24 protein-coding genes are annotated in these 24,628 nt (G+C 65.7%); 18 read left to right on the top strand and 6 right to left on the bottom strand.

From position 1 onward, the window contains the following. Complete coding sequence (locus tag ASG79_RS10420; protein ID WP_018769448.1) at positions 1-882, top strand: carbohydrate ABC transporter permease; 882 nt, start codon at positions 1-3, stop codon at positions 880-882. A 74-nt stretch (positions 883-956) separates the two neighbouring features. Then, positions 957-1,790 (top strand): carbohydrate ABC transporter permease, encoded by an 834-nt coding sequence (locus ASG79_RS10415; protein ID WP_018769447.1) that lies wholly within the window; start codon positions 957-959, stop codon positions 1,788-1,790. Here ASG79_RS10415 and ASG79_RS10410 read toward each other — a convergent pair. Continuing rightward, positions 1,787-2,020 carry a hypothetical protein gene (locus ASG79_RS10410; RefSeq protein WP_018769446.1) on the bottom strand — a complete coding sequence of 78 codons (234 nt, stop codon included), beginning with the start codon at positions 2,018-2,020 and terminating at the stop codon, positions 1,787-1,789. The two genes, ASG79_RS10415 and ASG79_RS10410, sit on opposite strands and share 4 nt — an antisense overlap. A gap of 109 nt (positions 2,021-2,129) precedes the next feature. On the opposite strand from ASG79_RS10410, the gene ASG79_RS10405 reads away from it, so the two are divergent. The 7 genes from ASG79_RS10405 (at position 2,130) to metE (ending at position 10,926) form a co-directional block, all read left to right on the top strand. Then, positions 2,130-3,137, top strand: a complete 1,008-nt coding sequence (locus ASG79_RS10405) for an AAA family ATPase (protein ID WP_018769445.1) — start codon at positions 2,130-2,132, stop codon at positions 3,135-3,137. A 6-nt stretch (positions 3,138-3,143) separates the two neighbouring features. Then, positions 3,144-4,046, top strand: coding sequence for a DUF58 domain-containing protein (locus tag ASG79_RS10400; RefSeq protein ID WP_018769444.1), 903 nt, complete (start codon positions 3,144-3,146; stop codon positions 4,044-4,046). After that, positions 4,036-4,515, top strand: coding sequence for a hypothetical protein (locus ASG79_RS10395; RefSeq protein WP_056390638.1), 480 nt, complete (start codon positions 4,036-4,038; stop codon positions 4,513-4,515). Before ASG79_RS10400 ends, ASG79_RS10395 begins: the two co-directional genes overlap by 11 nt. Beyond that, complete coding sequence (locus ASG79_RS10390; protein WP_056390635.1) at positions 4,515-6,470, top strand: vWA domain-containing protein; 1,956 nt, start codon at positions 4,515-4,517, stop codon at positions 6,468-6,470. Before ASG79_RS10395 ends, ASG79_RS10390 begins: the two co-directional genes overlap by 1 nt. Next, on the top strand, positions 6,467-7,183 hold the full coding sequence (locus tag ASG79_RS10385; protein WP_321165884.1) for a hypothetical protein: 717 nt from the start codon (positions 6,467-6,469) through the stop codon (positions 7,181-7,183). Before ASG79_RS10390 ends, ASG79_RS10385 begins: the two co-directional genes overlap by 4 nt. A gap of 330 nt (positions 7,184-7,513) precedes the next feature. Further along, positions 7,514-8,479: a methylenetetrahydrofolate reductase gene (locus ASG79_RS10380; protein WP_018769440.1), complete on the top strand. Its 966-nt coding sequence runs from the start codon at positions 7,514-7,516 to the stop codon at positions 8,477-8,479. Positions 8,480-8,586: 107 nt separating this feature from the next. Further along, positions 8,587-10,926: a 5-methyltetrahydropteroyltriglutamate--homocysteine S-methyltransferase gene (metE, locus tag ASG79_RS10375; RefSeq protein WP_056390631.1), complete on the top strand. Its 2,340-nt coding sequence runs from the start codon at positions 8,587-8,589 to the stop codon at positions 10,924-10,926. A 27-nt stretch (positions 10,927-10,953) separates the two neighbouring features. On the opposite strand, the gene ASG79_RS10370 is transcribed toward metE, so the two are convergent. Genes ASG79_RS10370 through ASG79_RS10360 form a run of 3 tightly spaced genes read right to left on the bottom strand, consistent with a single transcriptional unit; the run spans position 10,954 to position 13,188 of the window. Continuing rightward, positions 10,954-11,670 (bottom strand): hypothetical protein, encoded by a 717-nt coding sequence (locus ASG79_RS10370; protein ID WP_018769438.1) that lies wholly within the window; start codon positions 11,668-11,670, stop codon positions 10,954-10,956. Positions 11,671-11,718: 48 nt separating this feature from the next. Next, a complete protein-coding gene (locus tag ASG79_RS10365) occupies positions 11,719-12,225 on the bottom strand; it encodes a DUF2004 domain-containing protein (RefSeq protein ID WP_018769437.1) in 507 nt (168 codons plus the stop codon). Between the two features lie 45 nt (positions 12,226-12,270). Continuing rightward, the gene (locus tag ASG79_RS10360; RefSeq protein ID WP_026265795.1) at positions 12,271-13,188 is read right to left on the bottom strand and encodes a LysR family transcriptional regulator; all 918 of its coding nucleotides are present in this window, start codon (positions 13,186-13,188) and stop codon (positions 12,271-12,273) included. A 96-nt stretch (positions 13,189-13,284) separates the two neighbouring features. Between ASG79_RS10360 and ASG79_RS10355 the strand changes: the two genes are divergently transcribed. The 8 genes from ASG79_RS10355 (at position 13,285) to nrdF (ending at position 21,770) form a co-directional block, all read left to right on the top strand. Next, positions 13,285-14,682 carry an NAD(P)/FAD-dependent oxidoreductase gene (locus ASG79_RS10355; RefSeq protein WP_026265794.1) on the top strand — a complete coding sequence of 466 codons (1,398 nt, stop codon included), beginning with the start codon at positions 13,285-13,287 and terminating at the stop codon, positions 14,680-14,682. Further along, positions 14,679-15,410 carry a DUF1365 domain-containing protein gene (locus tag ASG79_RS10350; protein WP_056390628.1) on the top strand — a complete coding sequence of 244 codons (732 nt, stop codon included), beginning with the start codon at positions 14,679-14,681 and terminating at the stop codon, positions 15,408-15,410. Before ASG79_RS10355 ends, ASG79_RS10350 begins: the two co-directional genes overlap by 4 nt. Then, positions 15,407-16,783: a class I SAM-dependent methyltransferase gene (locus ASG79_RS10345; protein ID WP_200953160.1), complete on the top strand. Its 1,377-nt coding sequence runs from the start codon at positions 15,407-15,409 to the stop codon at positions 16,781-16,783. Before ASG79_RS10350 ends, ASG79_RS10345 begins: the two co-directional genes overlap by 4 nt. Before the next feature lie 36 nt (positions 16,784-16,819). Next, complete coding sequence (locus ASG79_RS10340; protein ID WP_056390624.1) at positions 16,820-17,353, top strand: TspO/MBR family protein; 534 nt, start codon at positions 16,820-16,822, stop codon at positions 17,351-17,353. 366 nt (positions 17,354-17,719) lie between these two features. Continuing rightward, positions 17,720-17,965, top strand: coding sequence for a glutaredoxin-like protein NrdH (nrdH, locus tag ASG79_RS10335; protein WP_013601222.1), 246 nt, complete (start codon positions 17,720-17,722; stop codon positions 17,963-17,965). A gap of 127 nt (positions 17,966-18,092) precedes the next feature. Beyond that, the gene (gene nrdI, locus ASG79_RS10330; protein ID WP_056390622.1) at positions 18,093-18,563 is read left to right on the top strand and encodes a class Ib ribonucleoside-diphosphate reductase assembly flavoprotein NrdI; all 471 of its coding nucleotides are present in this window, start codon (positions 18,093-18,095) and stop codon (positions 18,561-18,563) included. 20 nt (positions 18,564-18,583) lie between these two features. Further along, the gene (gene nrdE, locus ASG79_RS10325) at positions 18,584-20,704 is read left to right on the top strand and encodes a class 1b ribonucleoside-diphosphate reductase subunit alpha (protein ID WP_018769430.1); all 2,121 of its coding nucleotides are present in this window, start codon (positions 18,584-18,586) and stop codon (positions 20,702-20,704) included. 91 nt (positions 20,705-20,795) lie between these two features. Beyond that, positions 20,796-21,770: a class 1b ribonucleoside-diphosphate reductase subunit beta gene (nrdF, locus tag ASG79_RS10320; protein ID WP_018769429.1), complete on the top strand. Its 975-nt coding sequence runs from the start codon at positions 20,796-20,798 to the stop codon at positions 21,768-21,770. A 76-nt stretch (positions 21,771-21,846) separates the two neighbouring features. Here the strand turns inward: nrdF and ASG79_RS10315 are convergent, their stop codons facing one another. Then, positions 21,847-23,349 carry an HNH endonuclease signature motif containing protein gene (locus ASG79_RS10315; protein ID WP_056390619.1) on the bottom strand — a complete coding sequence of 501 codons (1,503 nt, stop codon included), beginning with the start codon at positions 23,347-23,349 and terminating at the stop codon, positions 21,847-21,849. A 174-nt stretch (positions 23,350-23,523) separates the two neighbouring features. Between ASG79_RS10315 and ASG79_RS23725 the strand changes: the two genes are divergently transcribed. Beyond that, positions 23,524-23,922: a DUF4259 domain-containing protein gene (locus ASG79_RS23725; RefSeq protein ID WP_056390613.1), complete on the top strand. Its 399-nt coding sequence runs from the start codon at positions 23,524-23,526 to the stop codon at positions 23,920-23,922. A gap of 31 nt (positions 23,923-23,953) precedes the next feature. On the opposite strand, the gene ASG79_RS10305 is transcribed toward ASG79_RS23725, so the two are convergent. Continuing rightward, positions 23,954-24,508: a DUF3090 domain-containing protein gene (locus ASG79_RS10305; RefSeq protein WP_056390609.1), complete on the bottom strand. Its 555-nt coding sequence runs from the start codon at positions 24,506-24,508 to the stop codon at positions 23,954-23,956. Between the last annotated feature and the right edge of the window lie 120 nt (positions 24,509-24,628).

The raw sequence follows: 24,628 nt of genomic DNA, 5'->3' as shown, positions 1-24,628 counted from the left end.
TTGGCGGCCCACCACCGGACACGGCAGCTGCTCCGCTACCTGCCCGTCCTGCCTGCCGTCCTGCTGCTGCTCGTCTTCCTGGCCGGCCCGGTACTGTGGGCCTTCCACGCCTCGCTCACCAACGCCGGACTGACCGGCCGCAACGCAAGGAACCCCCAATGGGTGGGGCTGGAGAACTACCAGCGGCTGCTGGAGGACCCCGTCTTCCCGCTCTCGCTGGCGCTGACGGTCCTGTTTGTCGCAGGCTCGGCAGTCCTGGGCCAGAATGTGCTGGGACTGGCCCTCGCCGTCCTCATGCGCCGCGCACGTCCGATCGTCTCGGCAACTGTTGGCACCGCCGTCGTTGCCGCCTGGGTCCTGCCGGAAATCGTGGCCGCGTTCGCCGCCTATGCCTTCTTCAGCCGCGACGGCACGCTTAACCAATTGCTGGGCCGCTTCGGTGCGGGGGAAACCGACTGGCTCTACACCGTGCCCATGGCCGCCGTGATCCTGGCAAACGTGTGGCGCGGGACCGCCTTTTCCATGCTGGTGTACCGGGCAGCGCTCAACGGCGTCCCGGCAGAGCTGACCGAGGCCGCGCACATGGACGGGGCCGGTGCCTGGCAGCGGCTGGCGTTCATCACGCTGCCGGTGATCCGCGGCAGCATCGCCACCAACCTGATGCTGGTTACCCTGCAGACCCTGGCTGTCTTCACCCTGATTTGGGTCATGACTGCGGGCGGACCGGCCAACGGCAGCACCACGCTGCCTGTCCTGGCCTACCAGGAAGCCTTCAAATTCGGTGACATCGGCTACGGCACCGCCGTAGCGTCCGTCCTCATCCTGATCGGCGCCGTGTTTGGCGCAGCCTATCTCCGCCTCCTCAGTGAGCAGAAGCCGTGACTGCACCGAAATGGGCGGGACGGCGGCTCCCGCAGCAACAGCCCGGCCAGCCCAGCCCCAGCCGTCCACGCCGAGTGCAGCCCAGGCGCGGCCGTACCCGGGGCAACGCGTGGGCGGACGCGGTCCTGGTGCTGATTGGCGCCTGCTTCCTGCTGCCGTTGTTGTGGCTGGTGTTCGGTTCCGTGGATCCGGCCGCCGGACACGGCACCAGGGTTCCGCAGCAGCCCGGCCTGGACAATTTTGCTGCCGTCCTGACCCCCGAACTGCTGTTTCGTCCGCTGTGGAACAGCCTGCTGCTGTCCGCGGGGACCGGAACGGTTACCCTGGCGGCGGCCGTGCTTGCGGCGTACCCGCTCTCCCGCTACCAGTCCAGGTTCAACAAGCCGTTCCTGTACGGCATCCTGTTTGGCACCTGCCTTCCCGTTACCGCCATCATGGTGCCGGTCTACGGACTGTTCGTGCAGCTGCACCTGCTGGATTCCCTGCCCGCCACGGTGCTTTTCCTGGCCGCCACCAGCCTGCCGATGGCGATCTGGATGACCAGGAACTTCATGGACGCCGTGCCTCTGGCCCTGGAGGAGGCGGCCTGGGTGGACGGCGCCTCCAGGCTGGCCGCCCTGCGATCGATCGTGCTTCCGCTCATGCGCCCGGGCCTGGGTGTGGTGTTCATCTTTGTGTTCATCCAGGCTTGGGGGAACTTCTTCGTTCCGTTCGTACTCCTGCTGTCCGAGGGCCGGCAGCCGGCGGCAGTGTCGATCTTCAGCTTCTTCGGCCAGCACGGGGCAGTGGCCTACGGCCAGCTGGCCGCATTCTCGATCCTCTATTCGGTCCCGGTCCTGGCCCTCTACGTCTTCGTGGCACGCGGCTCCGGCAACTCGCTGGCCCTTGCGGGCGCAGTCAGGGGTTAGTCGATGTCCTCAAAGACCACGCCGAACGGCAGGGTGTCGTCGAGGTGGGCCTGGTGCCCGGTGGAGCCCGGGTTGTACACCACCCGGACACCGTGCAGCTTTTCCGCCGCAGACTGCATCAGGACAGGCCGGACCGTATCGATGAACATCTGGCTCTTGTCGGCGAGGTATTCCTTGTAGGTGGCTGGAAGCTCGATCATGGCAAAAGGATAGACCTGCAGACCCCGCATGGGGAGGGGTGCCCATTGCCGGGTTCCGGGCGCCGGGCTTGGATAGGATGGCGGGCGGGACACGGCCTTCCGGACCGCGCGCCCATCACCGTCTTCAGGGGGAGATCCAGTGCTTTCGACCAGCGTGCCCGCAAGAATCCAGCCTGCGGAGCTGGCCAGGGCGCAGCGGGTGGCCGCCGGCGTCGCACGCAGTTTCGATGCCAAGGTGGTGGGCCAGTCCCGGCTGCGGGAATCGCTGCTGGTGGGCCTGCTGACCGGCGGCCACATCCTGCTTGAGAGCGTACCGGGACTGGCCAAAACCACTGCGGCCCAAACGCTGGCCGAAGCCGTCAGCGCCGAATTCCGCCGGATCCAGTGCACCCCGGACCTGCTGCCCAGCGACATTGTGGGAACCCAGATCTACGACGCCGCCAAGGGAACGTTCCGCACCCAGCTGGGGCCGGTCCACGCCAACATCGTCCTGCTCGATGAAATCAACCGGTCCAGCGCCAAAACCCAAAGCGCCATGCTGGAGGCGATGCAGGAACGCCAGACGTCCATCGGCGGCCAGGACTACCGCCTCCCGTCGCCGTTCCTGGTCCTGGCAACGCAGAACCCCATCGAGCACGAGGGTACATACCAGCTGCCCGAGGCCCAGATGGACCGCTTCATGCTCAAGGACGTCCTGGACTACCCCAGTCCTGCGGAAGAGGCGCAGATCATCGCCCGGATCGACGCCGGCGTCTTCACGCCGGAACAGAAACCGGCGGCGGCCGCTTCCCTTGATGCCATCCTGGAGATCCAGGAACTGACCAGGCGCATCTACATTGACCCGGCGGTGATCAACTACATTGTGGGCCTGGTGTACGTGACACGGAACGCGGCCCAGTACATTGACGCCCGGCTCGCCGGGTTCATCGAGTTCGGCGCCAGCCCCCGTGCGAGCATCGCCTTCAGCCAGGCCGCCCGCGCCGTGGCACTGCTGAACGGCCGCGACCACGTCATTCCCGAGGACGTCAAGGCGCTGGCCCATCGGGTGCTGCGGCACCGCCTGATCCTGAACTTTGACGCGGTGGCCCAACAGGTTCCGGTGGAATCGGTAATCGACGCGGTCGTCGCCGCTGTCCAGACTCCCTGAACCCCTATGGCCGGCCTCCTCCAGCGGGTGAAATCGAAGATGGCCATCTTCGCCCACCGCAAAGCCCGCGGCATGCTCGACGGCGAATACGGTTCGGTGTTCAAGGGCCGCAGCCTGGACTTCGATGACCTGCGCGGCTATGTGCCCGGGGACGAAGTGCGCGACATTGACTGGAAGGCCACCGCGCGCCACGGCTCACCCCTGATCAGGCGCTACGCCGCCGTCCGCCGGCAGACTGTCCTCCTGGTCACCGATACCGGGCGCAACATGGCGGCGGAGGCCCGGTCAGGGGAGGCGAAGAAGGACATTGCCGTGCTCGCCCTGGGGGTCCTTGGCTACCTGGCCCACCGGCACGGGGACCTGGTGGGGCTCGTCTGCGGTGATTCAACGGCCACGCGTTCCCTGCCCGCAAAGGGCGGCGAGGCCCACCTGGAGCGGCTGCTGGGGCACGTGGACTCCCACACGAGCCTCGACGCGGCGCCCAGCCGGATCCAGGAACAGCTCGAGTACACGGCGCGCACCATCAAGGGACGCCACCTGCTGTTCGTCGTCGCGGACGAGATTGCCGCAGACGATGCCATGGCCCAACTCCTCCGCAGGCTGCGCGCCCAGCACGAGATCCTCTGGCTGACCGTCAGGGACGCAGACCTGGCACCATATCCCCTGACCGGTCAGGTTCCAAGCGCGGAGGTGGACTACTGCAGCGTGGCCGATTCCGCCCTGCTGCCATGGCAGCCTGCTGCGTCCGCCGCGGTGAAGGCCGCTTACACCAGGGCCACCGCAGAGCGCGACGCGGCGCGCAGGGCCATGCTCCGGGCCGCGGGGATTACTGAGGGGGAGGTGGCAGGCAGCGGAGACGTCATCACGGGTCTCTTCGCCCTGCTGGAGAGGCACCGGCGTGCAGGCTGATCCCGGATTCTATGGCCCGCTGCAGTACAGCCCCGCCTGGCTGTGGTGCGGCGCAGCGCTCCTGGCACTGGTTTCCGGGTGGTACGCCTACGTGTTTGCCTCCACCCGCAAGGCGGAACGCTCAGCGCGGCGCAGCTCCGCGCCCGGCAGGTCCGCCCTGACCGACCTGCCGGCCCTCAAAGCCGCCTACCTTCAGCGCATCAACGAGGTGGAGGAGGCAGCGGCGGCCGGGCATCTCGAGGCACGCGGAGCGCACCAGCAGCTCAGCCTGCTGCTGCGCGGGTTCGTCCGCGATGCAACCGGAGTGGACGCCACCAGGATGACGCACCACGATTTGGCGCGCCACCCGCTCCCGGCGGCGGCCGACGTCGTCCAAGCTCTGTACCCCGCTGAATTCGGCCCCGGTCCGCTGCAGTCCGTGAGCGTGTCCGCAGCAAAAGCTTCGGCGGCGGTGCGCTCGTGGAGCTGATGTTCTGGTGGCTGCTGCCGGTTGCGGCCGCTGCCGCAGGAGCGGCGGTATGGGCTGCCTTGCGCAGCAACCGGTTGTCCAACGGACGACGGCGGCCGGTTGCCCACGCCGACAGGCTGACCGCGCTGCCCGAATACCAGGCAGCCCTTCGCCGGCACCGGCGGTGGCTGGTCCTGGCCGGTGCCGCCTGCGGCGTGCTGCTGGTTTCCACTGCGGTTGCGGCGGCCCGCCCCCTTGACGTGTCCACCCTCCGTCCGGAGCAGCACAACCGCGACATCATGCTCTGCCTGGACACCTCCGGATCGATGAGCAGTGCCGACGCGGCAGTGGCGGACGTCTTTGCCGGCCTGGCACGGGAGTTCGACGGTGAACGGATCGGCCTGACCATCTTTGACAGCACCGCCATCCAGGTCTTTCCACTGACCGACGACTACCACTACGCCCAGGAGCAGCTCCACCTCGCGAGGGACGCGTTCGACGGCAAGCAGGGCAGCTCCGGATTCTTCGACGGCACATGGAGCGGCAGGGGTTCGTCACTGATAGGCGACGGCCTGGCATCGTGCATCAACAGCTTTCCCGGCTCCGACGCTGCGGGAAGCAACGCTCCCCGGCGCTCGCGGTCGGTGGTGCTGGCCACGGACAACTTGCTCTCCGGTGAACCGATCATGACCCTGGACCAGGCGGCGCGGCTGGCCAAGGACCGATCGGTGCACGTCCACGCGCTGAACCCGGGGGACCTGGACTATGGCAGCGGGACCGGCCAGCCCGGTGCCCAGCTCCGGGCGGCAGCGGAGTCCACGGGCGGCTCGTATTACGCCCTGGACAGCCCTGCTGCCGTGGCCGGAATAGTCACCGCCGTGGAGAGAACTGAAACGGCGGCCATCCAGGGCGCGCCGCGTGCTGTGTTCTCGGAGGTACCTGACCTGCCGCTGGCTGCTGGGCTGTTGTCCGCCCTGGCCCTGTGCGCAGTCCTGTGGCGGCTGCAGCGGGGCCGCCGCGGCAGCAGGGGGTGGCTGCGGCGGGGCGCCGTGGTGCTGCTGGTCATGGCAGCCGCCCTGCGGCCCGGCCTGCCCGGCGGATCGGTCCAGGCTGCCGCCGCCGACCTCAACGTGTTCTTCGTGGTGGACACCACCACCAGCATGGTGGCCGAGGACTACGGCAACGGCAGCCCGCGGCTGGAAGGCGTCCGGAAGGACATCATGGCCATCGCCGGGCAGTTGCCCGGCGCCCGCTTTTCAGTCATCACGTTCGACACCACCGCCCACGTCCGCATGCCCCTCAGCACGGATACGCTGGCACTCGAGACCATCACGGATGTCCTGGAACCCCAGGTGACTGCGTACGCCAAAGGCAGCAGCATCACCGCGGCGAGGCAGGTGCTCGCAGAGCAATTGGCCGCCGCCAGGGACGGCCATCCGGGCCGGCCCCGGCTGGTGTATTACCTGGGCGACGGCGAACAGACCAGCGGCAGGGAACCCGGGGCAATGACATTCGACGGCGGCCTGGTGGCCGGGGGAGCGGTGCTGGGCTACGGGACGGCGGCGGGCGGCCGGATGAAGGAGAACAGCGGACAGAAGATCACCGGACAGGAGAACAAAGGACAGGACAACTCAGGGCAGGAGGACGACGGCGGCACGTATGTCCAGGACAACCGCGCCGGCACCAGCGGAGACGCACTGTCGGTCATCGACGAGGGGAGGCTGCGGACCATCGCCGGCCAGCTCGGCGTGCCCTACGTCCACCGCGCCGCCGGCGATCCCGTGGGGGACATGATGCAGCAGGCACGCCCCGGCAGGGTGGAACGTGCGGATGGAGACGGCCCGACGGCGGCCGCAGCCGAGCTGTACTGGATCTTCGCCGCCGGCGCCTTCCTGCTGGCCCTGCCGGAGGCGGTGGGCATCGTCCGGCAGCTGTGCGGGTTGCCCCGCATGCGCCGCAGCGGAGGGGACCGGTGACTGCCAGGGCCCGCAGGAAACGCCTGCTCCTCTGGTCGGCGGTGCCCGTAATGCTGCTGCTGTGCGTCGCCGCCAAACTCCTGAGCCTCAATGTTCTTGCGGACCGTGCCGCGACCGGTTTTGCGGCAGGGAATGCGCCCGCCGTGGATTCCGCAGCAGAGGGCCTTGGCCTGGCCAACCTGGTGGAACCGCACAAGGCGCCGTTCGCTGCCGGTGACGCCGCGGTGCTGGCAGGTGACTATGGGGAGGCGAAGGCCCTGTTCGAACAGGCGCTGGGACTGGTCCCGGACGGAGCCGGCGATGAATGCCTGGTCCTGGTGAACCTTGTCCTGGTGACCGAACGCCTGGGCGACCAGCGGCTCCAGGCCGGGGACCCGTCGTCGGCCGTTCCGCTTTTCAACGAAGCACTGGCAACCGCCGGGCAGGCACCGGAAGGCTGCCTGTCCCCGGACGCGGCAGCAGGAGCGGACAGGAGGTTGGCCGAAGCGCGGGAACGGCTGGAAGGAAAGCTTGGCGCCGCCGGACGGCCGGAGGACCCGGAGGATGCGCCGGGAAATGAATCCCCGCAGGACGGGTCAGCGGCTGCACAGCAAAGCCAGCTGGACCGGCTCCAGGAGAATTCACGGCAGGCCCAGCGGGAGCGGAACAGCGGGCGCGAACGGGAAGAATACCTGGACAGCGGCACTGGCACGGCGCCGGACCGCCCTTGGTAGGAACCCCGCCAGGCGAAGAAAATTCTGCCGCCGCAGGAAACAGCCCGTAAAAGTGCGTCTTAATTCGGCCCCGACTTGTCCCGGCCCCGCCCGGCCCCATAGAGTCATAGACAAGTTACCGCGGTAACGTGTCAGCGATCCTCCGTTCCGGAGGGTGTGGGTGCCCCCATGTGGGCCTGACATTTGCTCACGGACTACTTCATTCAAGGCGTAACAGTCGCGGCTGCGTCCTCGTGGAGTCCCTCCGTGTTCCCCAAACTCAAATTCATTGCCGGTTTCCTGTCCTGTTTCGTGGCAGGGAACCCCAATGGCCCAAAGCCAAGGACGCAAATGTCACCACCAAGCCTGATTGACGCACATCCCAACCTCTCCGACACCGCTCCGGTGGCGCTTTCCTATGAGCTGTTCCCGCCGCGCTCTCCCGCGGCAGCGGAGACGCTCTGGACCACCATCCGCGAGTTGGAAGCCACTGAACCGGACTACGTGTCCGTCACGTACGGCGCCAGCGGATCCAACCGGGACACCGCCGTCGAACTCATCAACCGGCTCCTGCTGGAAACCACGCTGCGGCCGCTGGCCCACCTCACCTGCGTGGGCAACACGCCGCAGGAACTTGCCGCGATCGTCGGCGAACTGCTGGACACCGGGGTTCGGGGCATCCTCGCCCTCCGCGGAGACCTTCCCAAGGACGCCAGCGCCCCGGCCACGGGCTCGCTCCGGTACGCCCAGGACCTGATCGAACTCATCCGCCGCGTGGAGCAGCGCCGGTCGGCCCTGCTGTGCGCAGGAAAGATCGCAGTGGGCGTGGCGGCATACCCAACCCGGCATCCGGAGTCGCCCAGCGAGGAGCACGACGTCGAGGTGCTGCTTGCCAAGCAGCGGTCCGGCGCGGATTTCGCCATCACCCAGGTGTTCTTCGAGACCAGGCAGTACGCCGACCTCCTCACCCGGGCCCGCCGTGCCGGGGTGACCATCCCGATCATCCCGGGCGTCATGCCGCTGACCAGCCTCCGCCGGTTGAACCGGCTGGGCCAGCTGACGGGCGTGGAACCCGCCCCGGAACTGATGGCCCGCCTGGCCGCAGCGGACTCCGACCTCGAACGCCTCCACATTGGTGTCGACGCCACCGTTGACCTGGCCAACGCCGCCCTTGATGCGGGTGCACCCGGCATCCACATCTACACCTTCAACGAGCACCAGAGTGCCTTGGAAGTGCTGGACAAGCTGGCCCTGCCGCGGCGCAGCCGTCCCGGCACCCGCCGCGAATCGATCGCCCGCAGCCAGCTCGCCAGCTGACCGGCGCCCACCTCACCAGCTTTCCTTCACCCACGCAGCGTTCGTACACGCCGCGTTCATCCGTGCTGCGTTCATCCGCGCACGCCCTCGACATCAGGAGTAACCCCATGACTGAACAGAACACCGCCCGCACGCCGTTTCCGGCAGCTTCACTCCTCGGCTACCCGCGGATCGGCCGCCGCCGCGAACTGAAGAAGGCCGTTGAGGCCTACTGGGCCGGCAGGATCGACGCCGGCGCCCTGGACGCCGCCGCCAAGGACATCCAGCTCAGCATCGCCAAACGCCTGCAGGAACTGGGCCTCACCGAAGCCGCCGCGGTCCCGGGCACGTTCTCCTACTACGACCAGGTCCTGGACACCACCGCGCACCTTGGCGCGGTACCGGCCCGGTTCGGCAAGCTCCTCAACGCCGGGGGCCAGCTGGACATCGACGGCTACTTCACGCTGGCCCGTGGCAACAAGGAACAGCAGCCGCTGGAGATGACCAAGTGGTTCGACACCAACTACCACTACCTGGTTCCGGAGATCGGCCCGGAGACCAAGTTCACCCTTGCGTCCACCGCCAAGGTTGACGAGTTCGCCTTCGCGCTGGCCAACGGCATCGAGACCCGCCCCTACATCGTGGGCCCGGTCACCTACCTGCTGCTGTCCAAAGCTTCCGACGACGCCCCCGCCGGCTTCGCGCCGCTGTCCCGCCTCGAAGACATCCTGCCCGTCTACGTGCAGCTGCTCGAAAAGCTCGCCGAAGCAGGCGCCGGCTGGATCCAGCTCGACGAGCCCGCACTCGTTGTTGACCAGGACACCCCGGCCGTCGAAATCGAAGCAGCCGTGGCCCGCGCCTACGAGGTCCTCACCGCTGCGGCCAACCGCCCGCAGATCCTCGTCTCCACCCCATACGGTTCCCTCGACGGACAGCTTGGGACCCTCGCCGCCACCAACATCGACGCCCTGCATATCGATGTCTTCAAGGGCGCCGTCCCCTCCGCAGCGGCACTCGCCGCGCTGGGCAACAAAACCCTGGTTGCCGGCGTCGTGGACGGCCACAACATCTGGCGCAACGACCTCGCCGCTTCGGCTGCCAAGCTGGATGAACTGACGGCAGCTGCCGGCAGGGTCACCGTTTCCACGTCCACCTCCACCCAGCACGTTCCCCATGACGTCGAGGAGGAGACACAGCTCTCCCAGCAGCTCCGCAGCTGGCTGGCGTTCTCGGACCAGAAGGCCGTGGAGGTCAAAACCCTCGCGTCCTACCTGGCCGACCCCGCTTCCGCCAAGGCCGCCATTGACCAGGCAACCGCCGTGATCGCTTCCCGCGCTTCCGCAGAGGGCGTCCACCGCGCTGACGTCCGGGCCCGCACCGAGGCACTGACCGCAGCCGACTTCACCCGCTCCGACTATGCGGTCCGTGAAGCGGCGCAGGAGGAAGCACTGCACCTGCCGCCCCTGCCCACCACCACCATCGGCTCCTTCCCCCAGACCTCGGACATCAGGTCGGCGCGCGCCCGGAACAACAAGGGTGAGCTCACCGACGACCAGTACGCGCAGCTGATGAAGGACGAAATCAAGCGTGTGGTGGAGCTGCAGGAAGAGCTCGGCTACGACGTCCTGGTGCACGGCGAACCGGAGCGCAACGACATGGTCCAGTACTTCGCCGAGAACCTCGAGGGCTTCGATGTCACCGTCCACGGCTGGGTGCAGTCCTACGGTTCACGCTGCACGCGTCCGTCCATCCTCTGGGGCGACGTCACCCGCAGCGCCCCCATCACCGTTGAGTGGGCCAAGTACGCCCAGTCCCTGACCAGCAAGCCGATGAAGGGCATGCTCACCGGCCCCGTCACCATCCTGGCCTGGTCCTTCGTCCGCGACGACCAGCCCCTCGGCGAGACCGCCAACCAGGTTGGCCTGGCCCTGCGCGACGAAATCGCCGACCTGGAAGCTGCCGGCATCAAGGTCATCCAGGTGGACGAGCCCGCCCTGCGCGAACTGCTCCCGCTGCGCAGGGCGGACCAGGCGGATTACTTGAAGTGGTCTGTTGACTCCTTCCGCCTGGCCACCGCCGGCGCCGCCGACTCCACGCAGATCCACACCCATCTCTGCTACTCCGAGTTCGGCGTGATCATCGACGCGATCGACGGGCTGGACGCGGACGTCACCTCCATCGAGGCTGCGCGCTCCAGGATGGAGGTTGTCCACGACCTCGAGTCGCACGGCTTCGGCCGCGGTGTGGGCCCGGGCGTCTACGACATCCACTCGCCGCGTGTTCCGGGCGAGCAGGAAGTCACCGAGCTGCTGGCCACCGCCGTCAAGCACGTTCCGTCCCGCCAGCTGTGGGTCAACCCGGACTGCGGCCTGAAGACCCGGGGCTACGCCGAGACCGAAGAGTCCCTGCGCAACCTGGTCAAGGCCACGCAGACGGTCCGGGCCGGCCTGCTGGAGGCGGCCAAGTAAGACGGGAAACGACGCAACCGCGGCCGGTCACCCCAGGTGGCCGGCCGCCGTCGTCTGCGTCGTCCGCCACCCGCTGACGGCCAGCCACACGGCCGCCACAACAATGGCCACAATGCCCACCAGCGTGGGCAACGAATTGGCTGCCGAAAATCCGGATTCCCCGATGATCCACCCCTGCGCCGCATACGCCAGCCCGGACAGCGCCATGAGGTAGCCAACAATCCGGGAGGCGTGGCGGGCTGCGGCCACAGCAACACCAACCAGTACCAAGGCGGCACCCAGCAGGATGCTCTGGTAGCTGCGCATTCCCCATTCCAGCCAGCGGATGCCTTCAGCTGTGGCAAAACGGGGCGCCTTTTCCGGGTCCGGGGCAGCAGCCCACGCGTCCACCGCCTGTTTCAGGGCCACCCCGTCAACTGCCTGCAGGGCGGCGTAGAGCACAACTGCAGCAGCGGCGGACAGAGCACCAAACCGTGCGGCCCAGGCCAACGGGCGGCGCTGGACGCCGAGCGCGGTGCCCAACGTAACAAGTCCGGCCCCCACCAGCGCCATTCCCACGAACTGGCCCAGGTGCACGGCGGTCCAGATTCCGCTGTTCGCATAGGCGGTGAAGGACGCCACGTGGTCGTTGGCGTCGTGGGACTCAGCATGCAGGATGCCGGCGAGAATCGAAACAAGCACGCCGGCGAGGAGCAGCGACGAAGCCAGCCGCCAGATGCCACGCCTGTCATCAACCACATCCATGGCCGCCCACCCTCCTTGGTGCCCGGGCGCTGTCGACCGGTCGACGGCCTAGGACTCCCAGACGATCTCGTCGTCCACCACGCCGTCCTGGTCGGCGGACGCCACCAGGACCTCGTCCGTGAAGTGCTCGCCCAGGGTGAAATCCAGGACAAAGTAGCGCTCGGGCTGGCCGGGGTAAATGCCCACATGGCCAAGTTTGAGGGCCTTGAGGAAGACCTCGTTGGTGAGCTGGCTGCGGTCCTGGACACCGAACACCTTGTGCAGGTGCTCGTCTTTGAGGGCGTTGCAGTGGAAGTGCAGATACTCCTGCGGACTGGTGCCCTCCTGCTCAAGTTCCTCAGCGATCATCTCGCGGACCTCGTCCACCAGTTCCGGCAGGAAGCGCAGCCGGTACTCGACCTTGCGGAGCGCGGCTTCATCGAAGTTGTCGTGGGCGTTGATGTTCAGGTCGAGTTCCAGCGGGTGGCCACGCAGCTCATGTTTGGCGGCAAAGAGATGATCCATGCCGTGGTTGAGCTCGATCTCCCCAAAGTGCTGGCTCGCTACCTTGTTCATATTCTCAACATAGACCCGAAGGGCAGACCATTCCAGCGTTCTGCCCTAATTCACTGCCGTGCGCATCCCGGCAAGGGTTTCGGCCAGGAGGTCAACGAAAAGCTGCACCCGTGCCGTCTTCCGGTCATTGATCAGCAGCGCAAACACGTTCCGGGCCAGCCGGATCTCCGGGACGTCCAGCACCACAACGCCTGCCGGCTTGTTCCGGAGCGCGAGTTCCGGAACCAAAGCGGCTCCCAGTCCTGCGGCGGCCATCTCCAGGCTGGCATGGAAATCGTCACTGTGCGCCACCACCCTGGGGTGCAGGTTGCAGCCGGCAAACAGACGCTCGATCACCATGGCGTCACTGGTGCCGGGATGGTGCATGATCCACGGCATCTCCGAGAGGTGGTCGGCCGCGACCTTCGCGTCGGCCCGGAAACCCCAGCCGGCAGGCAGCACCACCCGGAAATCGTCGTCGCCAATCCATTGCCTGTTGATGGTGTTGGGCCAGGCGAAGCCGGTCTGGCCCACCTGGAACACCACGGCCAGGTCCAGGTCGCCGCCGGTACGCAGCCCCTGGATGGTTTGGCCGGGTTCAGCCACGGACACCCGCAGGTCGATCCCAAGTTTCTTCCACGCCGGGTTCTTCAGGATCCGCGGCAGGACATACGTGGCCAGGCTGGGGAAGATCCCCAGCCGCAGTTCCTGGCTTTCCGTGGCCTGGGTCCTGGAGGCGGCGGCCATCAGTGCCTCGATATCCGTGAGCACCTTTGCGGCGTGCCGCGTCATGACGACGGCGGCTTCCGTAGGAATCACGGCGCGCGCCGAACGCTGGAACAGGATGGTGCCCGTTTCCCGCTCCAAAGCCGACATCTGCTGGGACACGGCGGAGGCCGTGTAGCCGAGCGTTGCCGCTGCGGCAGCAAACGATCCCAGCCGCGTGACTTCAAGGAGGGTCTTCAGGTGCACCGGGTTTAACACCAGCCCACAGTACTTCACCCATCCACAGCCGGCACGGCACCGAATAGCCAGTTGTATACGCAGCCCAGCGGCAAATGTTCAGCAGAGGAGCATGAATTGTCACCTAACCCAGCAGGAAGTCCAGGCGGGCGGCGGCGCGTCGCCGTGATCGGCAGCGGCGTGGCCGGATTGACGGCCGCCTACGTGCTGAACAGGCAGGACGACGTCACCCTGTTCGAGGCGGACTCACGGCTGGGAGGCCATGCCCACACCCACGACATGCCGCAGCCCGACGGCAGCGTCATCGGGGTGGACACCGGGTTCATCGTGCACAACGAACGGACCTATCCCACACTGCTGCGGTTGTTCGCCGAACTCGGCGTCGAGACCCAGGACTCCGAGATGAGCATGTCAATCCGCTGCGACGGCTGCGGGCTGGAATACGCGGGGGCACGGGACGGCGCCCGCGGCATCATCGCCAAACCCTCCAGCCTGCTCCGCGGCCGCTACCTGCTGATGCTGCTGGAGGTGACCCGTTTCTACCGGAAGGCGAGGGAGTTGCTCAGGACCGCGCCGCCGTCGGCCGTCAGCGGCGAGGTGCCGGTGCCGGAACTGACACTTGGCGCGTTCCTGGAACGGGAGAAGTTCAGCCCTTACTTCATCTCCCATTTCATGACCCCCGTGGTCAGTGCAGTCTGGTCCTGCGACCCCACCACCGCCCTTGCCTACCCCGTGCGGTACCTCTTCACGTTCCTGGGCCACCACGGCATGCTGGGGATCAAGGGTTCGCCGCAGTGGCGCACCGTCACCGGCGGCTCTGCCCGGTACGTGGAAAAGCTCGCCGCCACGCTGGCCGACGTCCGGCTCAACACGCCCGTCACTGCCATCCGGCGCGTGCCCGACGGCGTGGAGCTCGCAACGGCCGGCGGGCCGGAAGAGTTTGACGCCGTCGTGGTCGCCACCCATCCCGCGCAGGCTCTCCGGTTCCTGTCCGACGCCACACCGGAAGAGAAGGAAGCGCTGGGCGGGATGCCGTATTCGGTGAACCACACCGTGTTCCACCGGGACCCGGCAGTCCTGCCTGCCGCGGACAACGCCAGGGCGTCGTGGAACTACCGGCTCCCGGCGTGCGACGCGCGACCCGACAAGGTTCTGGTGAGCTACGACCTGACCCGGCTGCAGCGGCTGCATCCCGTGGACGGAAAGCCGTACCTGGTGAGCCTGGGGGAGTCGGAACTGATTGCCGGCACCGCCGTGCTGGAGCGCATGGTGTACGAACATCCGCAATACACGCCGGAATCCCTCCAGGCCCAGCAGGCCATCGCCGCGCTGAGCAACAACCGGATCGCCTACGCCGGGGCCTACCTTGGCTGGGGCTTCCATGAGGACGGTGCCCTCTCCGGGGTGCGGGCGGCCGAGAAACTGGGCCGCACCTGGCCGGAGGCCCGCGCGGATGAACCGGGCAACTCCTCCGGCGAGGGGGAGCGGGAACTGCTGTCCACGGAACGGGCATGACCATGGACGCCTCGATTTTCCGCACGTCCATCTCCCATGTCCGGCGCAGCCCCTTGAAGAATGCGTTCACCTACCGCAGCTACAGCTGGTTCGTGGACCTGGACCACATGCCGCGCCTGCCGTTCCTGCTCCGGCCGCTGGCAGTGTTCCGCGCCGGAGACCACCTGGGCGATCCCGGCGCAAGCATTCGGGCCAACGTGGAGCGCTACCTGCGCACCCAGGGGGTGGAGCCCGACGGCGGACCCATCCACATGCTCACCAGTGCCAGGGTTTTTGGCTACGTCTTCAACCCGCTCACCCTGTTCTGGTGCTACCGCTCCACCGGGGAACTGCAGTGCGTGGTGGCCGAAGTCCACAACACCTACGGGGAGCGGCACTGCTACCTGCTGCGAACCGATCCCTCCGGGCGGGCCTCGGTGCCGAAGGCGTTCTACGTGTCACCCTTCAACGACGTCGACGGCGAGTACCGGATGAAGCTCCCGGCCCCGGGGGACAGGCTTGCCGTATCAATCATCCTGGAGCGGGAGGGGCACCGGCCCTTCGTGGCCACCATGGACGGACGGCGCCGCCCCGCCACCGTTCCGAACATCCTGGCGGCGGCTTTCGCGGTGCCTGCCGCGCCGCTGCTGGTATCCGCCCTGATCCGGATACAGGGCATTAAACTCTGGGCAAGACACCTGCCCGTCGTTGCCAGACCACCCCACACTTCACAGGAGGCAGTTCAATGACCATGACGGACGATAACGGCACCACCGCAGGCCGTGTCGAAGGCAAGGCCGGCGGACCATCCGCCGGACACGTGCCCGCAGCCTGGGGCGCAACCGGGGTGCCGGCGTCGCCCGCCATCATCAATCCCGACCTGTGGCCAGGTGTTGCCCAACCGCCGTCGGGCATGAAAGCCGGACTGGCCGGCAGGACAGCCGGCCTGCTGTTCAGGGGTGCGGTCAAGCGGCTGCCGCTCCGCGTCGAATATCCGGACGGGTCCGTGCTCGGAACGGGCGGTCCGGAGGCCCCCGTGATGACCATGCTGCGGCCCGACGCCTTCGAGGCACGGATCGGCGACAACGGCCTGATCGGTCTGGGCGAATCCTTCATGGCCGGCGACTGGGAAGCCTCGGACCTCGCCGCGCTGCTCGAAGTCTTCGCGGCCTCCGTGGACACGCTGATCCCCATGCCGCTGCAGAAGCTGCGCTCGCTGTACCTGCCCCGGACACCCCGCCAGGAACGCAACGCCGAACAAAACACCCGCAGCAACATCTCCCGGCACTACGACCTGTCCAACGACCTGTTCTTCAACTTTCTGGATTCCACCATGAGCTACTCCTCGGCATTGTTCCCGGAGAAGGCGGGTCCGCTGTCCACCGTTGCATGGGAGTTCCTGGCCGAGGCCCAGCGGGCCAAGATCGACCGGCTGCTGGACAAGGCCGGCGTGGGCGAGGGGACGCGGCTGCTGGAAATCGGCACCGGCTGGGGCGAGCTTGCCCTGCGTGCCGCCGCCCGCGGCGCCACGGTCTACAGCGTCACGCTGTCCAGCGAGCAGCAGGCGCTGGCGCAGGAACGCATTGAGGATGCCGGATTCGCGGACCGCGTGACCGTTGCCCTGCAGGACTACCGGGCGGTGGAAGGCGAGTACGACGCCGTGGTCTCGGTGGAAATGATCGAGGCCGTGGGGTACGAGTACTGGCCCATTTATTTCCAGACCATCGACCGCGTGCTGGCACCCGGCGGAAAGGTGGCCATCCAGGCCATCACCATGCCGCACGGCCGCATGCTGGCCACCCGCAACGCCTACACCTGGGTGCACAAGTACATCTTCCCCGGCGGGTTCCTGCCGTCCGTCCGTGCCATCGAGAGCGTGACCCAGCAGCACACCACCCTTCGGGTAAGGGAGCGCATGGGGATGGGTGACCACTATGCCGCCACCTTGCGGCTGTGGGAGGAACGGTTCCTTTCCCGGTCCCGGGAAGTGGGGGAGCTCGGCTTCGATGCAGTGTTCCAGCGGATGTGGCTGTTCTACCTCTGCTACTCGCGCGCCGGTTTCCAGTCCGGTTACCTGGATGTCCAGCAGATCGTGCTGGACCGCCGGGAGGCGCAGCTATAGCATTCGGCAGAAGCAAGGGGAATCGGGGGTTCAGGCATGAAACTGAAGACAGTGGCATGGACGACGGCGGCGACGGCCGCCACAGCCGCCGCGGGCGGAGTGGCCACGGATCCGCAGGGCAGCTGGTACCTGCGGCTGCGCAAGCCGGACTGGCAGCCGCCGGCCATCGCCTTCCCGCTGGTGTGGACGGCCCTGTATGCAGACCTCGCGGTGACGTCCGCCGTCGCACTGGACCGGGCTGCTGAACTGGACCGGGCTGCTGCCACCCCGGCCGGCACATCCGACCCGGGTGGCAAGGGCTCCCGCCGGGAGCTCCGCACCTACCGGGGTGCATTGGCTGCCAACCTGGTCCTCAATGCATCGTGGAGCTGGTTCTTCTGGCGCTCACGCAGGCCCTGGCTTGCGGCGGCCGAGGCCGCCCTGCTCGCCGCCAGCAGCGCCGATCTGGTGCGCCGCACCTATCGGCTGAACCGTGCGGCCGGGGTATCGCTGGCTCCCTACGCGGCGTGGTGCGGCTTCGCCACGGCGTTGTCCACCGCCATCGCCAACCTCAACTCCGCCAAGCGGTAGGAAACCCCGGGCAAGCTGGACACACCTTCGCCGCAGGGAGCGGAACCCGGGTCCGTGACCACTACATGTAGTGGTCACGGACCCTTTTCATGCGGAAGGAAACAGGGCGCGACACGCCGCAGCCGTGCGACACGCGGTCCTTTAAATGTGGCTAAGTACTCCACAGGGTGTGGACCCAGCCCGCAAAAAACCCGCGATTCCGGGCATTTTTCCCGCCCCTGCCTGTGGATTAACGGTGCATTAAATGACATACTTGTAATACATCATCTTGGGGTTCCAAAGAGGCGTCTGCACTACATGTAGTATCTACATACAGCTGGACGGGGACACCGGGCCGGCAAGATTTCAACTAAGGGGACAGGGACAATGACCGTAACGGTTTACACGAAGCCTGCTTGTGTTCAGTGCAACGCCACCTACCGCGCGCTCGACAAGAAGGGCATCACCTACCAGAGCGTTGACATCTCCCAGGACGCCGAGGCACTCGAGCGACTGAAGGCACTTGGCTACATGCAGGCTCCCGTTGTGGTCACCGACCAGGACCACTGGTCCGGCTTCCGCCCCGACAAGATCGAGGAACTCGCACTTTCCGCCGTTTCCTCCGTGGCTTAGGAGTTCCGCTTCTCCTGCCGGCAACCAGCAACCAGCTGAGGTGACTCACGTGGCAGCACCAGCAGCACAGCATGACCGCGAGGCCTTACCAATTCACCAGGTTGTTCCCATCCACGCGGCTCAGCGCGTGGAGGTGTCCCCGCCGGCCGGGCCGCAGGACCAGGCTGAACCGGTCCGCACCGGCAGCCAGCTCATCTACTTTTCCTCAGCATCCGAGAACACCAGCCGCTTCGTCGCGAAGCTTGGCCGTGAGGTTGCCCGGATCCCGCTCTATCCAAAGGACGCACCCCTCCTCGCTACCCGGCCATTCGTGCTGGTGGTGCCCACCTACGGTGGCACCGGGGGAGAGGGGTCCGTTCCCAAGCAGGTCATCCGGTTCCTCAACAACCCGCAGAACAGGAAACTGATCCGCGGCGTGATTGGCGCCGGAAACACAAACTTCGGGGACAACTACTGCATGGCCGGGGACATCATCGCCGCCAAATGCCACGTACCCCACCTCTATCGATTCGAACTTATGGGAACGCCGGAAGACGTTACCCGGGTCAACCAAGGATTGGACACGTTTTGGACACGACTGTCGCAGACACAGAAGTAACCAGGTCCCGGAAGCCTGAGATGCCCGCCGCGTACAAGGGGTTGGGCTATCACGAGCTGAACGCCATGTTGAACCTCTATGGTCCCAACGGCGAAATCCAGTTCGGCGCCGACCGCGAGGCCGCGCACCAGTACTTCCTGCAGCATGTGAACAACAACACGGTGTTCTTCCATGACCTGGAGGAGAAGCTCGACTACCTGGTGAAGAACCAGTACTACGAGCGCGAGACGCTGGACCAGTACACGATGAACTTCATCCGTGAGCTGTTCAACCGCGCCTACAAGAAGAAGTTCCGCTTCGAGACCTTCCTGGGTGCCTTCAAGTTCTACACCTCCTACACGCTGAAGACGTTCGACGGCAAGCGCTTCCTGGAGCGCTACGAGGACCGCGTCTGCATGGTGGCACTGCACCTGGCGCGCGGCAACGAGCAGCTGGCCCTGCAGATGGTGGATGAAATCATCGAAGGCCGTTTCCAGCCCGCCACCCCCACGTTCCTGAACGCGGGCAAGAAGCAGCGCGGCGAGCTGGTCTCCTGCTTCCTTCTCCGCATCGAAGACAACATGGAGTCGATCGGACGCTCCATCAACTCCGCCCTGCAGCTGTCCAAGCGCGGCGGCGGAGTGGCCTTCGCGCTGACCAACATCCGCGAGGTGGGCGCGCCCATCAAGCAGATCGAGAACCAGTCCTCCGGCGTCATTCCCGTGATGAAGCTCCTCGAAGACAGCTTCTCCTACGCCAACCAGCTCGGTGCCCGACAGGGTGCCGGCGCCGTGTACCTGCACGCGCACCACCCGGACATCTACCGGTTCCTGGACACCAAGCGCGAGAACGCGGACGAGAAAATCCGCATCAAGACCCTCTCCCTGGGCGTCGTCATTCCGGACATTACGTTCGAACTGGCCAAGAAGGACGAGGACATGTACCTGTTCTCGCCCTATGACGTCGAACGCGTCTATGGCATGCCGTTCTCGGACGTTTCGGTCACCGAGAAGTACTACGAGATGGTTGACGATTCCCGGATCAAGAAGACCAAGATCAAGGCACGCGAGTTCTTCCAGACCCTCGCCGAGATCCAGTTCGAATCCGGCTACCCGTACATCATGTTCGAGGACACCGTGAACCGGGCCAACCCGATCGACGGCAAGATCATCATGTCCAACCTGTGCTCGGAGATCCTCCAGGTTTCCCAGCCCACCACGTACAACGATGACCTGTCCTACGCCGACACCGGCAAGGACATCTCCTGCAACCTTGGTTCACTGAACATCGCCAAGACCATGGACTCGCCGGACTTCGGCCTGACCATCGAGACGGCCATCCGTTCCCTCTCGGCTGTCTCGGACATGTCCAACATCACCTCGGTGCCGTCCATCGCTAAGGGCAACGACCAGAGCCACGCGATTGGCCTGGGCCAGATGAACCTGCACGGCTACCTGGCGCGGGAGCGGGTCCACTACGGCTCTGAAGAGGGCCTGGACTTCACCAACATCTACTTCTACTCGGTGGTGTACCACGCCGTCCGCGCCTCCAACCTGCTGGCCATCGAAACCGGCCAGACGTTTGGCGGCTTCGAGAAGTCCAAGTACGCGTCGGGGGAGTTTTTCGACAAGTACACGGAGCAGGAATGGGTTCCGCAGACCGAGAAGGTCCGTGAGCTCTTCAAGAACGTGCACATCCCCACGCAGGAAGACTGGCGCGCTCTGAAGGCTTCGGTCATGGAGCACGGCATCTACAACCAGAACCTGCAGGCCGTGCCGCCGACGGGCTCGATCTCCTACATCAACAACTCCACCTCCTCGATCCACCCGGTGGCGTCCAAGATTGAGATCCGCAAGGAAGGCAAGCTGGGCCGCGTGTACTACCCGGCGCCGTACCTCACCAACGACAACCTGGAGTACTACCAGGATGCGTACGAGATCGGCTACGAGAAGGTCATCGACACCTACGCCGCCGCCACCCAGCACGTGGACCAGGGCCTGTCCCTGACGCTGTTCTTCAAGGACACCGCCACCACGCGCGACATCAACAAGGCCCAGATCTACGCCTGGAAGAAGGGCATCAAGACCATCTACTACATCCGTCTCCGCCAGCTCGCGCTGGAAGGGACCGAAGTTGAGGGCTGCGTCAGCTGCATGCTGTAGCTTCAACCAACGCGACAGTACGACGGCGGGCGCCCGCCCGCCGTCGTACGCTTTAACTTAGAGAAAACCCACCCAACGCATAGGGGATGACATGACCGAGAAGGTCAAGCTGCTCAGCCACGTCGAGGCCATCAACTGGAACCGCATCCAGGACGACAAGGACGTCGACGTCTGGAACCGCCTGGTCAACAACTTCTGGCTGCCGGAAAAGGTGCCGCTGTCCAACGACGTCCAGTCCTGGAACACGCTGACGCCGGCCGAGCAGCAGCTCACCATGCGCGTATTTACCGGCTTGACCCTGCTGGACACCATCCAGGGCACGGTCGGTGCGGTGTCCCTGATTCCGGATGCCCTCACTCCGCACGAGGAGGCTGTGTACACGAACATCGCCTTCATGGAGTCAGTGCACGCCAAGAGCTACTCCTCCATCTTCTCCACCCTGGCTTCCACCAAGGAGATCGACGAGGCATTCCGCTGGTCCACCGAGAACGAGAACCTTCAGAAGAAGGCGCAGATCGTCATGGACTACTACCAGGGTGACGATCCGCTGAAGCGGAAGGTGGCCTCCACGCTGCTGGAAAGCTTCCTGTTCTACTCGGGCTTCTACCTGCCCATGTACTGGTCCTCCCGCGCCAAGCTGACGAACACCGCCGACCTGATCCGCCTGATCATCCGTGACGAAGCTGTTCACGGTTACTACATCGGCTACAAGTTCCAGAAGGGCCTGGAAAAGGTCTCCGAGGAACGCCGCCAGGAGATCAAGGACTATACGTTCGAACTGCTGTTCGAGCTGTACGAAAACGAGGTCCAGTACACCCACGACCTGTACGACGGCGTGGGCCTGGCCGAGGACGTCAAGAAGTTCCTGCACTACAACGCCAACAAGGCCCTCATGAACCTGGGCTACGAGGCGATGTTCCCGGCGTCCGTCACCGACGTGAACCCGGCCATCCTGTCGGCCCTGTCCCCGAACGCTGACGAGAACCACGACTTCTTCTCGGGGTCAGGTTCGTCCTACGTGATCGGCAAGGCCGTCAACACGGAAGACGAGGACTGGGACTTCTAGTTTCTTCTTTTCAGGATCCGACAGCAAGGGACTCCGCACGCTTTGTGCGGGGTCCCTTGCTGTCATATCCGGCAGTTCATTTGGCATCGAGGTAGGTACGAAGGAATTCGTCTCCCGCAGATGGTGGTTCCCGAAAATAGTCCACGGTCCCCCTCACCGCGGTGGGCATAGGAGGATATGGATGTTGCCGTTCTGTGGCTTGCTGCCCCAATGAACACGGCCAGTGAGGTGCTTCCCAGTCCTGATGTTCGCTTTTGTATCTCCGCCCTGATGGTGAAATCCAGTCGGGCGGCTCGTTCTGTGATGCGGGGGTCGGTGTCCAGCCGCTGGCGTGTTTGAGTCTGTGGTGCCGGGGACAAGGCTGTCCCAGGTTGCTGATCCCGGTGGTTCCGCCGTGATGCCAGGCCAGGAGGTGGTCTGCTTCGTTGTCCAGGGACTGGTTGCTGCACCCGGGGAACGGGCATCTGCCGTCGCGCATTCGTAGCCAGTTCCGCATGGCCTTCGTCAGCCGGTAGCTTGTGCGGCCGATTTCCAACGGGGCCCCGTCCCGTGGATCTATGAGCACCCGATGGAACGAATCCGCTCCATTGGTTAGGAGATTCCGGGCCATGGAGGCAGGGATGGGTCCGAACCCGTCCAGCGTGGCCGGTTCCTCTGTCAGCCCCAGCAGTGAGAAGACGGGAACGGTGATCAGGACCTCGGCCCGGGGCGTAGGGACATCGGCCATGCCGGGTCCTCCGGCCTCAGCCCCGCCGCCGCTGATGCCGTTGTCGCTTCGCAGGACTGCCGCAGCAAATACGTCTGCCCGTAACTGGGTGAGCGTCCGGTTCTCGTGGGGCCCTTGCAGGCCCCGGGCGATGGCGGTAATGCGGTTCCAGATCGCAGCCGCCTGGTCCGCGGGCAGGTAGGCAGACACCCGCGCCATGCCGTCCTGCTCCGGGGTATATTCCAGGCACCTGTCCCGCGCTCCCTTAGCATGGCGTTTTTCGATGCTGTCCGGGTGGTGCCGTTCGCGCCAGGTCCTGGCCTTCCGCCGGAACCTGAAGGCGGGCATCTCGCCGGCCGGGCAGCCGCGGGCAGGATTGGCCGCGTCAGCGCCGAGGAAGTGTGCCTCGAGTACCCGCGCTGCGTCACAGTCAAGGGTGGCGGTCTTGTCCACCATCACCCTGGCGTGTTGCCACGAGACAGTTCCCGCCTGCAATGCTGCCAGGGTGAGTGGCAAGAACGTAGCCAAAGCATGGGATTGCTCCAACAGCATGCCTGCAGCCCGATCGCCGATGGCCAGTACACAGCCCACCTCGGCCGCTATTGCCATTTCCTGCGCCTGGACGGGCATGTCAGGAGGCGCGGCAGATCGCGCGGAATCCGCATATCTGGCCGTTGCCTCCGCCTTCAACGCAGCGACCCGGGCCTCGGTTCGTGAAATTCCGGCAAGGATGTCCAGGCACCCGTCAGCGACGGCGGCCAAGGGGTCGGTGTGCTGGGGGAACCCGTTACGGGACTCAGCCACCTCGGCGCGGAGCAGGGCAATCGAGGCGTCGATCGCCTCAAAAGCCTTAACCACCGCTTCGCTTCCCATGTACTCATCATCCAAGGGGGGTGTGACATTTTGCGGGCCACCACTCCGCGCCAACAACCGCACTTTCAGCACGCACTCTCGAAAAGCTTTGCAGGCATCCACCGCGTGTATGACCTGCAACGGCGCGGTCTGGCATATTTGGAGCCACTAGCCGTTAACCGGAAGGGGAACCACGTGGGTGCATGGGGCTACCTGCCGTTTGAGAACGACGACGCGCTGGACTGGCTGGACGAGCTGGGGACCGGAGGGGTCGACGTCGTGCGCCAGGCGTTGGCGAAGGCAGGTCACAGGTATGTCGAGGCACCCGAAGGGGCTGTCGCTATCGCCGCCGCCGAAGTGACCTCCGCCAGCCAAGGCAACCCGCTGGGCGATCTCCCGGAGACCGTGGCGACCTGGGTGGCTGCCCGCGGGGCAGAGGTCACCGCCGAAGACGTGGAGATGGCACTGGAAGCAGTTGAACGGGTTGCCGGGGAGAAGTCCGAGCTTGCTGAACTGTGGGACGACGCTGACGAACCGGAATGGCGTGAATCACTTGAAGACCTCAAGGAACGGCTGCGGACAGCTTTGCGGTAGACCCGCCAGTTACCGTCCAGGCTCCCTGGCATCAGACTTCAGGAAGAGTGCAGGTATGCCCGTCGGCGTCCATGGGATAACCGCAGAGCGGGCATGCCGGACGCCCGGCACCCACTACCTCCCGGGTCCGTTTGGCGAATGCGCGGGCGGTGCCCACCGGCATCCGCACCAGCAACATTTCGGCCACGTCAGCGGCGTTCCCAGCAAGCAATTCGACGTCTTCATCAGCACCGACTTCAATGATCGGGTAGGCCTCTATCACAACCTGCGCCGTTGTCGGGTCCCAGCCCAAACTCATGGCGCCGGCCCTGAACTGCTCCTGGACTGCCTCGAGCTGGTCATTGTCGACGAGCTCGATGGGAGTACCCGTGGGAACACTGAAGGGATTGCCGTCAAGGGCGATGAGCTCGTCGAGGATTTCGTCAATCTTTTCGGCGAGCTGGGCAGACTGCTGCTTCTCCAGTGCGATGCTCACAATTTGCCTACCTGCACGTACCTGCAGGTAGAACGTTCGCGCCCCTGGAACACCAATGGTGCCGATGACGACCCGGTCAGGCCAGGCAAACTCATGAACACGTGTGGGCATGTCAGTAGTTTAGGCACATCAGGCTTCGTGCGCCGTTTGCCCGGCGGCGCCGCCGACCCGCGCATCGACGATGTTGGTGCCTTTCGAGGGCCACAAAAGAGGTTGCCATCCACCCAGCCT

This window comes from Arthrobacter sp. Soil761 (assembly GCF_001428325.1).
GTDB lineage: Bacteria > Actinomycetota > Actinomycetes > Actinomycetales > Micrococcaceae > Arthrobacter.
This window is presented reverse-complemented; position numbering and strand designations above follow the sequence as displayed.